This window comes from Nitrosomonas sp. (assembly GCF_019752095.1).
Classification (GTDB): Bacteria; Pseudomonadota; Gammaproteobacteria; order Burkholderiales; family Nitrosomonadaceae; genus Nitrosomonas.
In genome coordinates, this window is record NZ_JAIEMO010000007.1 from 39721 (window position 1) to 49966 (window position 10246).

Genomic DNA, 10246 nt, shown 5'->3' on the forward strand with positions numbered 1-10246 from the left:
TGCGCATGATTATCAATAAACTTGAATGGAAACTTTTCTATACGATGAGATATAAACAAAGGATATCAGTTTGTACGGTAATATTATTGTTAAGTTTTCAGGTGCAGGCATTCCAATTTAAAGACGCAGCAGGTGAGCTTCATAAGCTTGAATACTATAAGGGACGCTGGGTATTGGTTAATTTTTGGGCAACCTGGTGTCCACCCTGTCTTAAAGAAATTCCTGACTTGATATCGCTTTACGAGGATCGCAAAGATATCATGGTGATCGGCGTTGCGATGGATAGTGACCCGCAAGAAATCATGAATTTTGTGCGCTCACTGTCAATTAACTATCCCATTGTATTAGGCGATCGGAAAATTGCTTCGCAGTTGGACGAGATTTCATTATTGCCCAGCACGTATTTTTATGATCCTGACGGTAATCCCGCTGCACGGCAGCTGGGTATTATTTCACGCGAGAGCATCGAAAAATTTATTGAGTCAAAATCAATTGAAAAAAAGTAACGCGTATCCGAACTGATTATGGGGGAACTGTTTTTTCATTGCTAATGGTTTTGTCGATTAACAAATTATTCGATTACGACGATGTGTAATGCCAAGTAGTCTGCCATTTATTAAATACCAGTTGTGGGTAAGAGGCTTGACCTAAACTGCCGTTATATCTTCCGAGTGCGCGAAAATAATCTCCATTCTCTTTATCCAGGTAATGGCGAAGAATGGTGCATCCGTAGCGTAAATTCATACGTAAATGAAAAAGGTTGTGATCTTGACGACCGATGACACCGATCCAAAATGGCATGATTTGCATATAGCCGCGCGCGCCTGCGTGAGAAATAGCGTATTTTTTAAAACCGCTTTCAACTTGAATGACGCTTAGCACAAGTTGGGGATCCAGTCCCGCTCGTGTTGCTTCATAATAAACCGTTCTTAAAAAATCCTCTCGTTCGATTAGATCAGGTATTTGTTTTTCTAAGCGACGACTCATATTGAAGAGCCAGACAACATTTTCAGCTATAGCGGCATATTCTATGTATGAAGCAGCTTGATCACTCGTTTCGTGCAGAATGATTGTCTGCGTACTGGCAGCGAGCTGCTCATAATGTGGATTATTGGCATAAGTGAAACTGGAAAAGAGTAATAAGAGTATTGTAAAAGCTAATCTGTGCATAGTTTTGTAGTGATGAATGAAAAAATTTTATCAATAGGAATTGCTTGGGACGACTGGTCCTTGCGGCCTTGATACTCAATAGTGGATTGTTTGAGTCCGCGTTCTCCAATCACAATCCGGTGCGGAATACCCATTAATTCCATATCGGCGAACATAACACCAGGACGTTCATCTCGATCGTCTAAAAGTGCTTCTATGCGTGCATCAGTAAATTGTTGATGAAGTTTCTCTACAATCTCTTTTACTAAAGGGCTTTTCTGCAAACCAATCGGAATAATCGCTAACTGAAATGGAGCAATTGCTGTCGGAAAAATAATACCATGCTCATCATGATTTTGCTCAATGGCTGCAGCAACGATACGAGAGATGCCGATGCCATAACAACCCATCTCCATATATTGAGAGCATCCAGATTCATCTAAATAACTTGCTTTCATAATTTTAGAATATTTCGTACGTAATTGAAAAATATGCCCTACTTCGATTCCTCGGCAAATTTCTAAGATGCCTTTTCCATCAGGAGATGCATCACCCGGAATTACATTTCTAATATCAAAAACATGCTCTGGTAGTTTGAGATCGCGATCAAAATTGACATGCATCAGATGAAAGTCTTCTTCATTTGCACCGCAAACAAAATTACTCATATTCATGACTGCTTGATCTGCAATCACGCAAGTATTTAATCCGACCGGGCCGATATATCCGGGTACCGTGCCAGTTTCATTAAGGATATCTCCTTCACTCGCAAACTGAAATTCAGATAAGAAGGGTATTTTCCTTACTTTTAATTCGTTTAGTTGGTGATCGCCACGTAATAATAATAAAAATATTCGGTCATTAGTTCTTACAGCAAGTGTTTTTATGGTTTTGTTCAATGGAATTTTTAAAAAATCTGCAACTTCGATACAAGTTCTTTTGCCTGGTGTTGCAATTTTTTGCATGTTGCCATCGGGTTCGTTGCGATTTTGATGGAGTGTCGGTGAGCTAGCCAATTCAATATTGGCGGCATAATCTGAGTCAGGACAGAATGCAATTGAATCCTCGCCAGAATCCGCTAAAACGTGAAACTCATGTGAACCGCTACCACCTATAGCGCCCGTGTCAGCGGAGACTGCGCGAAATTGCAATCCAAGACGAGTAAAAATACGACTGTAAGTCTCATACATGAGCTGATAGGCCTGCATTAGGCTATCTTCATTCGTATGAAATGAGTATGCATCTTTCATGACAAACTCGCGTGCGCGCATTACCCCAAAGCGAGGCCTGATTTCATCACGAAATTTGGTTTGTATCTGGTAGAAATTGAGTGGTAGCTGGCGATAGCTTTTGATTTCCCTGCGCACAATATCGGTGATGATTTCTTCGTGTGTGGGGCCAAAGCAGAAATCGTGTTCATGACGATCTTTGATTTTTAGCATTTGTGGTCCGAACACATCCCATCTTCCGGTTTCTTGCCATAATTCTGCAGGTTGTATAGCAGGCATTAGAACTTCTACGGCACCACTGTTATTCATTTCTTCACGTACAACGTTTTCGATTTTTCTTAATACTCTTAAACCCAGAGGCATCCATGTGTATAGGCCACTGCCAAGGCGCTTAATAAGTCCGGCGCGCAACATGAGTTTGTGGCTAATTAGCTCAGCTTCCGCGGGCGCTTCTTTGAGTGTTGAAATAAAAAATTGCGAGACGCGCATGTGCTATTCCATTATGATAATAAAATAATAATTTTACCTTGAAATACTTGTTCATAGTGTGTGCAGTCCATAGATTATGGGTGCGCGATCTATTTTAGGTAAGCAGAGACATGAAAGGACATGAGTTTTTATTTCATGGGCACTTTCAATCTATCGTAAAGTATGAAAAAATCTACCTATTTGATGGGTCAAATGAACAATTCATATGATTGACCGTAATGGATATCGCGCCAACGTTGGTATTATTCTCTTGAATTCCAGAAACGAGGTTTTTTGGGGTAAGCGTATTAGACAGAATTCTTGGCAATTCCCACAGGGAGGCATAAAATCGGGAGAGAGTCCGGAGCAGGCTATGTACCGAGAGTTGACCGAAGAAATAGGATTGCGTCCAAATCATGTTGAAATTGTTGGACGTACGCGTGATTGGTTAAGATATGAAGTGCCTGATCGATGGATTAAGCGTGAATGGCGTGGCAATTATAAGGGGCAGAAGCAAATTTGGTATCTGCTGCGTTTGGTCGGGCGTGATAGCGATGTTTCATTACGACGAAGTACTCATCCGGAATTTGATGCATGGCGTTGGAATCAATATTGGGTTGAATTAGACTCGGTTGTGGAATTTAAGCGTAAAGTTTATAAACAGGCATTGACAGAGTTGTCGCGCCTGCTAAAAACAGATACTTGTCAACATGTTGATTATGATGTGAATACTTTAGCTGGAGTAGGAGAGAAAGCTTTGACTGATCAACTGGAAGTAAACAAATAAGAATAAGCTAATTTTTGTCATTAACTCTTATTTTTTATAAAGTTAAAAGAATAGAAGTGGATGGTTTGGTTTCATTATTCTAATAAATTTCTCATTTTTGAGTGTTTCATCAGGCGTAATCGGCTGCGCCATTACAGTCGATTATTATTAATTAAACAAGGGAGAGTACCGATGAAGATGCATACACTGGTTGCATCACTTTTATCGATTGGCATGCTTGCCGTTTCGATTAATACTTTAGCCAATGAGCCTATCCAACCCATTAAACCTGCAAAAGTTGAGAATGCTAATATGGTTGAGCTGGGGAAGATGTTATTTTTTGATCCACGTTTATCTATGTCTGGATTTATTTCTTGCAACTCTTGCCATAATTTAAGTATGGGCGGAACAGATAATCTTCCGAGTTCTATCGGTCATAAGTGGCATCAAGGACCAATTAATGCTCCAACTGTATTAAATTCTAGTATGAATTTGGCACAGTTTTGGGATGGGCGGGCTAAAGATTTGAAAGAGCAAGCTGGTGGTCCAATTGCTAATCCGGGAGAAATGGGCTCGACTCATAAAATAGCTGTTGATGTAATACAATCTATTCCTCAATATCGGACTTATTTCAAGAAAGCATTTGGGTCAGATCAGGTTGATATTGATCGAATAACCACAGCAATTGCGGCTTTTGAAGACACGCTGGTTACCCCGGGATCTCGTTTTGATAAATGGCTAGAAGGAGATAAGGAAGCCTTAAATCAGCAAGAGCTTGAGGGATATGCGTTATTCAAGAGTAGTGGTTGTGTTGGTTGTCACAACGGGAAAGCTGTAGGAGGCGCTCTGTATCAGAAGTTTGGTGTTCATCACCCTTATGAAACAAAAAGTAAGGCTGAAGGCCGAAAAGCAGTTACTGGAAAAGATACTGATTTGAATGTTTATAAAGTGCCAACTTTGCGTAATATAGAATTAACTTATCCTTACTTTCATGATGGTGCTGTAAATACATTAGAAGATGCGGTAAAGATAATGGGTAAAGTGCAATTAGATCGAGACTTTAATAAGAAAGAAATTGATAATATCGTTGCGTTCTTGAAAACACTAACGGGTGAGCAACCTGATATTAAATTGCCTATCCTTCCACCATCAAATAATAGTACACCCAGACCTGTACCGTTTTAATTGTTGAAATGTAACAGGCTGTTGAAATCTTCTGTGTTACCCTCAGGAGTTAAGAGCGAACTTGTCATTCAGATTATGACAATAATCTGAATGACTTCAATTTAGAATAGAAGTTTCTGATTGGCAAACTAATTTGATATAACGGTTCTACTGAATACTGACTGAGTATAATCTGATATAGATTTACATTTAAAAATAAAGTAGAGTTACCATTCCGATAACGAATAATTAGAAGAGGGAGTTACCTATGGGTAACAAGGGACAGTTACTGCAAGATCCGTTTTTAAATATATTACGAAAAGAGCATATTCCCGTATCAATATATTTAGTGAATGGTATTAAATTACAAGGACAAATTGATTCATTCGATCAATATGTAGTGCTATTGAAAAACTCGGTTACGCAAATGGTGTACAAACATGCAATCTCTACGGTGGTGCCTGCAAGAGCTGTTACCATTCCTGTTGAAACGGCGGAAACACGTGATGCCTGATATTATGCCTATTGGGCATGAATAAATTAATAGTATCTAATAAAGCAATTCTGGTTGGCGTTGATTTTGGTAGTGGTACTCATCATGATAGTTTGCAAGAGTTACAGCAGTTAGCCTCCAGTGATAAGCTCGAAGTTCTTGCGGTTGTGGAGGGAAAACGTTCCCGTCCGGATTCCACAACATATATCGGAAGAGGTAAAATCGAAGAAATCGTACAAGTGATGCTTCAGACAGGGGCTGAATTGATTATATTTAATCATGATTTGTCTCCAGCTCAGCAACGAAACCTATCTTTGCGTTTAAATTGTAATGTTATTGATCGTACTAATCTGATTCTTGACATTTTTGCACAGCGTGCGCAAAGCCATGAAGGAAAATTACAGGTCGAATTAGCTCAGCTCGAATATCTTGTAACACGTCTTGTGCGTGGTTGGACTCACCTTGAAAGGCAAAAAGGTGGTATTGGTTTGCGTGGGCCAGGAGAGACCCAGCTGGAAACGGATCGGAGATTAATTAAAAAACGGGTTAAATTACTTAAAGGTAAACTTTCGGATCTGCAGCGTCAACGAAATGTTCAAAGACGATCTAGGCAACGAGCAAAGTCATTGGCAATATCTATTGTTGGTTATACTAATGCAGGTAAATCAACTTTCTTTAACAAATTAACTCGTGCGCAATCGTATGCTGCTGATCAGCTATTTGCTACACTAGATACAACAACGCGTAAATTATTTATTAAAGAAGGTAGCACAGTAGTCATTTCGGATACGGTAGGGTTTATTCGTGAATTGCCGCATACACTGGTAGCCGCATTTCGTGCAACGCTTGAGGAAACTGTGCAGGCTGATTTACTGCTTCATGTGATAGATGCCAGTAATTCCAATCGTGATGAGCAAATTAACGAAGTTAACAAAATATTAAAAGAAATTGGTGCGGATACCATTCCACAAATCTTGATTCTCAACAAAATTGATTTAATCGACACGAATACACGCAGTACAGGTTGCGTACGCGATGAATATGGTAGAATATCACGCATTCGTTTAAGCGCAAAAACAGGCGAGGGAGTAGAGTTTGTAAGGCAGGCGTTGGCAGAAGTAATCTTGGAAAGCTCCAGAAAATTGAATGAAGAATCAACGGAAATAACTAATGAGTTTCGAGATTGTGCTTCAGTGCAAGATTTTTTTGAACGAACAAACAGGAATGATTATGGGATTAAATGATCCACAATGGGGAAAAAATAAAGGCGATTCTGGTCCACCAGACTTGGATGATGTGTTACGGAATTTCAATAAAAAAATCAATAATATGTTTGGACAAAAGAAAGGTGGGGGAGGTGATGATGGATCACCCACTCGAGGGCCTAAGCCACAGAGTAGTGGGAGCATTGTATTGATTCTTGGTTTGTTGATCGTGGTTTGGCTGGGTAGTGGTTTTTATATAGTAGATGAAGGTCATAGAGGTGTAGTACTACGATTTGGTCAATATGTTGATACATCACAGGCAGGGTTGCGCTGGCATTTGCCCTATCCAGTTGAGAAAGTGGAAGTTGTGAATGTTAGTCAAGTTCGGACGGTTGAAATTGGTTATCGGAACAATGTAAGAAGCAAGGTGCTTCGCGAAGCATTAATGCTAACCGACGATGAGAATATTATTGATATTCAGTTTGCGGTGCAGTACATATTAAATGACCCAGAGAAGTTTCTATTTAATAATAGAGGGCCAGAAGAAGCGGTACTTCAAGCAGCCGAAACTGCGATCAGGGAAGTCATCGGTAAAAGTAAAATGGATTTTGTCCTTTATGAAGGACGTGAGCAAGTGGCAGCTAATGCAACACAATTGATGCAAAGAATTCTTGATCGATATGAAATTGGTATTTTGATTAGTAGAGTGACAATGCAAAATGCGCAACCACCGGAACAGGTTCAAGCGGCATTTGATGATGCGGTAAAAGCGGGTCAAGATAGAGAACGACAAAAAAATGAAGGACAGGCGTATGCAAATGATGTCATACCAAGGGCGGCAGGTAATGCAGCTCGATTAATTCAAGAATCGGAAGGTTATAAGCAACGTGTAATTGTGAGCTCTGAGGGTGATGCTAGTCGTTTTGAGCAAATTCTTGCAGAATATAGTAAGGCACCAAATGTAACACGTGAACGTTTATATCTGGATATGATGCAGCAGGTATTATCTAATACAAGCAAGATTATTGTTGATCAAAAGAACGGTAACAATCTTTTGTATTTGCCGCTCGATAAACTCATTAATATGAGTGGGTCAACTTCAGTTTCACCAGTGCCAGTACCACAAATGGTACAAGAAACAGCATCTGATAGTAGTTTACGGGCACGAGAATCTTTTCGTAGTCGCGAACGGGAGATAAGATAGATGAAAAGTTTTACATCAGTATTTTCAGGCATCATTATTGCAATTTTTTTTCTGGGTAGTTCAGCTATTTATATCGTTGATGAACGTCAACAGGCCATCTTATTTCAACTTGGGGAAGTGATTGATGTTAAAACTGAGCCAGGTTTATATTTCAAAATTCCTATTGCGCAAAATGTACGCTTCTTTGAGAAACGTATACTAACAATGGATACCGAAGAACCGGAGCGTTTTATTACTTCAGAGAAAAAGAATGTTTTGGTGGATTTGTTTGTGAAATGGCGTATTGTGGATGTGAAACAGTATTATATCAGCGTGAGAGGAGATGAAGGATTAGCTCAGACGCGGCTAGCTCAAACTATCAATGCAAGTTTGCGTGACGAATTCGGTAATCGCACGGTTCATGATGTAGTTTCAGGTGAGCGTGATGTAATTATGGAAATTATGCGTCAGAAAGCAGATCATGATGCTAGGTCTATTGGAGTGGAAGTTGTAGATGTGCGTTTGAAACGTGTTGATCTACCGCAAGAAGTTAGTGAGTCGGTTTACAGACGAATGGAAGCAGAACGAAAACGTGTAGCAAATGAATTACGTTCAACCGGTGCTGCTGAGTCGGAAAAGATACGCGCTGACGCGGATAAACAACGAGAAATCATATTGGCTGAAGCTTATCGGGAGGCTCAGAAAACAATGGGTGATGGCGATAGTCAGGCAGCAGCAATCTATGCTGATGCGTTCCAGAAAGATTCGGAATTTTATGCTTTCTGGCGTAGTATTGATGCCTATAAGCAGTCATTCAAGAATAAGGGGGACATGATGGTCCTTGAGCCTACTTCTGAGTTTTTTAAGTATCTAAAAGATCCTGCAGTTAGTAAGTAATCATATCTGCGCCTGATATGAATTAACGCTCTGTTTTATCATTGACAAGCGCAATAGTTATCCCAGCGCATTATTTTCATTGAATGATGTTGTGTGATTTAATATTGTGGATGCTTATGAGAGGTTCTGAAAATCGAAGCTGTTTTTCATGCTCGATTTTACGACAGAACCTCTTAATTTTTTGTGCTTTTATCTAAGGCAATATGAATGCCTGATGAAACAGGAGTTATTGTAGATGTGGGAAAATTTTCTGAATGCAGTTGCATTAATGTTGATTCTGGAAGGGATGTTGCCTTTTTTATCTCCGAATACCTGGAGAGAAGCATTTAGGAGACTTACTGAAATTAATGATAATCAGATACGCTTCATAGGCTTAACTTCGATGTTGATCGGGTTAATACTGCTCATTATCATAACTTAACATCATTTTCCATTTCCCGCTGGCGCTTCGTCAGTCTAAACATGCATAATTGGTTGCTCCCTGAATATGTTGAAGATATATTGCCGGTAGAGGCGTTACATATCGAAGTAACGCGTCGGCAGATCCTTGATCTACTGTTGACTCATGGTTACCTGCAAGTCATGCCACCTTTATTAGAATATGTAGAGTCATTGTTGTCTGGCAGTGGCGGTGATATGGATTTACAAATGTTCAAAGTTGTCGACCAGCTGAGTGGACGAATGATGGGTTTGCGTGCTGATATGACACCTCAAGTGGCAAGAATTGATGCGCATTTATTGAATTTTGACGGCATAACACGCTTATGTTATGTCAATAGTGTGCTGCATACGATTCCCTCTGGAATAACACAAACGCGCGAGCCCTTGCAAATTGGTGCTGAGCTATATGGTCATTCAGGATTGGAAAGTGATTTGGAAGTCCAATGCCTTATGCTGCAAAGTTTGTCAGTTTCCGGTATAAGTGAAATTCACCTAGATCTTGGACATGTGGCAGTTTTTCGTGGACTAATAAAAGGCGCCGGAATATCACGAGAACTTGAAAACGAATTATTCTCGGTTCTACAAGCAAAAGATATTTCAACTTTACAGGAATTGTGTTTAAAGCTGAAGAAAAATACTCGCGATGCATTGCTACTCTTACCTGAGCTTTATGGTGATAAAGATATTCTGGCCGATGCGATGAAGCGGTTGCCGGATTATCCGGTAATTAGGACTGCACTGAATGAACTTAGTGCAGTTGAGAAAGAGCTGAAGCTAGTGGTAGATAGAGTTGCATTCGATTTGGCTGATTTGCGCGGATATCACTATCATACCGGAATGGTATTTGCTGCATACGCGAAAGGATGTTCAAGCGCTATCGCACTTGGTGGACGCTATGATGAAATAGGGAAAATTTTTGGACGAGCACGACCGGCAACGGGTTTTAGTATGGATCTAAGAGAGTTATCCAGATTAGTGAAACCTAAAAAATATCCAAAAGGGATACGGGCGCCTTTTGAAATGAAGAATAAGGAATTGGAAAATATGACTCAGCAATTACGTAAAGCGGGGCATATTGTTGTCATGGAGTTGCCAGGGCAAAAGAATGAATTTCTGGCTTGCGACAGACAATTAGTGTTGCATGATGGAAAATGGATAGTTATAGATATCTAATAAAATAAAGCACCCCGCCGCAAGCAGCGAGGTATTAAAAGCGCTCTTCAGACTGCTGGTTTTCAACCAGCCTTCGCC

The 10246-nt window shown here is 40.0% G+C and carries 11 protein-coding genes; 9 read left to right on the plus strand and 2 right to left on the minus strand.

Annotated features, from left to right (window positions below):
- Positions 1 to 44: 44 nt before the first annotated feature.
- Complete coding sequence (locus K2Q13_RS03125) at positions 45 to 506, plus strand: TlpA disulfide reductase family protein (RefSeq protein WP_292919203.1); 462 nt, start codon at positions 45 to 47, stop codon at positions 504 to 506.
- A gap of 73 nt (positions 507 to 579) precedes the next feature.
- Here K2Q13_RS03125 and K2Q13_RS03130 read toward each other — a convergent pair whose 3' ends face one another.
- Both K2Q13_RS03130 and K2Q13_RS03135 read right to left on the minus strand, forming a co-directional pair.
- Positions 580 to 1170, minus strand: coding sequence for a transglycosylase SLT domain-containing protein (locus K2Q13_RS03130; RefSeq protein WP_292919204.1), 591 nt, complete (start codon positions 1168 to 1170; stop codon positions 580 to 582).
- Entirely contained in the window at positions 1158 to 2867 is a 1710-nt protein-coding gene (locus K2Q13_RS03135) for a proline--tRNA ligase (RefSeq protein WP_292919205.1), read from the minus strand. Before K2Q13_RS03135 ends, K2Q13_RS03130 begins: the two co-directional genes overlap by 13 nt.
- Before the next feature lie 205 nt (positions 2868 to 3072).
- Here K2Q13_RS03135 and K2Q13_RS03140 point away from each other — a divergent pair, with 205 nt between their 5' ends.
- From K2Q13_RS03140 to K2Q13_RS03175, 8 genes are all read left to right on the plus strand, one after another.
- Positions 3073 to 3633: an RNA pyrophosphohydrolase gene (locus K2Q13_RS03140; RefSeq protein ID WP_292919206.1), complete on the plus strand. Its 561-nt coding sequence runs from the start codon at positions 3073 to 3075 to the stop codon at positions 3631 to 3633.
- A gap of 171 nt (positions 3634 to 3804) precedes the next feature.
- A complete protein-coding gene (locus K2Q13_RS03145) occupies positions 3805 to 4797 on the plus strand; it encodes a cytochrome-c peroxidase (RefSeq protein ID WP_292919207.1) in 993 nt (330 codons plus the stop codon).
- A gap of 247 nt (positions 4798 to 5044) precedes the next feature.
- Positions 5045 to 5290: an RNA chaperone Hfq gene (gene hfq / locus K2Q13_RS03150; RefSeq protein ID WP_292919208.1), complete on the plus strand. Its 246-nt coding sequence runs from the start codon at positions 5045 to 5047 to the stop codon at positions 5288 to 5290.
- 17 nt (positions 5291 to 5307) lie between these two features.
- The gene (hflX, locus tag K2Q13_RS03155) at positions 5308 to 6513 is read left to right on the plus strand and encodes a GTPase HflX (protein WP_292919209.1); all 1206 of its coding nucleotides are present in this window, start codon (positions 5308 to 5310) and stop codon (positions 6511 to 6513) included.
- Positions 6500 to 7678, plus strand: a complete 1179-nt coding sequence (gene hflK / locus K2Q13_RS03160; protein ID WP_292919210.1) for an FtsH protease activity modulator HflK — start codon at positions 6500 to 6502, stop codon at positions 7676 to 7678. Before hflX ends, hflK begins: the two co-directional genes overlap by 14 nt.
- Positions 7679 to 8554: a protease modulator HflC gene (hflC, locus tag K2Q13_RS03165; protein WP_292919211.1), complete on the plus strand. Its 876-nt coding sequence runs from the start codon at positions 7679 to 7681 to the stop codon at positions 8552 to 8554. It abuts the gene before it with no gap.
- 235 nt (positions 8555 to 8789) lie between these two features.
- Positions 8790 to 8975, plus strand: a complete 186-nt coding sequence (locus tag K2Q13_RS03170) for a DUF2065 domain-containing protein (RefSeq protein ID WP_292919212.1) — start codon at positions 8790 to 8792, stop codon at positions 8973 to 8975.
- A gap of 41 nt (positions 8976 to 9016) precedes the next feature.
- On the plus strand, positions 9017 to 10168 hold the full coding sequence (locus K2Q13_RS03175) for an ATP phosphoribosyltransferase regulatory subunit (RefSeq protein ID WP_292919213.1): 1152 nt from the start codon (positions 9017 to 9019) through the stop codon (positions 10166 to 10168).
- Positions 10169 to 10246 lie beyond the last annotated feature (78 nt).

Excerpts from the sequence above, each read along its gene's own strand:
- hflK (WP_292919210.1), top strand. The coding sequence starts at position 6,500 with ATGGGATTAAATGATCCACAATGGGGAAAAAATAAAGGCGATTCTGGT.
- K2Q13_RS03145 (WP_292919207.1), top strand. The coding sequence starts at position 3,805 with ATGAAGATGCATACACTGGTTGCATCACTTTTATCGATTGGCATGCTT.
- hfq (WP_292919208.1), top strand. The coding sequence starts at position 5,045 with ATGGGTAACAAGGGACAGTTACTGCAAGATCCGTTTTTAAATATATTA.
- K2Q13_RS03135 (WP_292919205.1), bottom strand. The coding sequence starts at position 2,867 with ATGCGCGTCTCGCAATTTTTTATTTCAACACTCAAAGAAGCGCCCGCG.
- hflC (WP_292919211.1), top strand. The coding sequence starts at position 7,679 with ATGAAAAGTTTTACATCAGTATTTTCAGGCATCATTATTGCAATTTTT.
- K2Q13_RS03130 (WP_292919204.1), bottom strand. The coding sequence starts at position 1,170 with ATGCACAGATTAGCTTTTACAATACTCTTATTACTCTTTTCCAGTTTC.
- K2Q13_RS03175 (WP_292919213.1), top strand. The coding sequence starts at position 9,017 with ATGCATAATTGGTTGCTCCCTGAATATGTTGAAGATATATTGCCGGTA.
- K2Q13_RS03170 (WP_292919212.1), top strand. The coding sequence starts at position 8,790 with ATGTGGGAAAATTTTCTGAATGCAGTTGCATTAATGTTGATTCTGGAA.
- K2Q13_RS03140 (WP_292919206.1), top strand. The coding sequence starts at position 3,073 with ATGATTGACCGTAATGGATATCGCGCCAACGTTGGTATTATTCTCTTG.
- hflX (WP_292919209.1), top strand. The coding sequence starts at position 5,308 with ATGAATAAATTAATAGTATCTAATAAAGCAATTCTGGTTGGCGTTGAT.
- K2Q13_RS03125 (WP_292919203.1), top strand. The coding sequence starts at position 45 with ATGAGATATAAACAAAGGATATCAGTTTGTACGGTAATATTATTGTTA.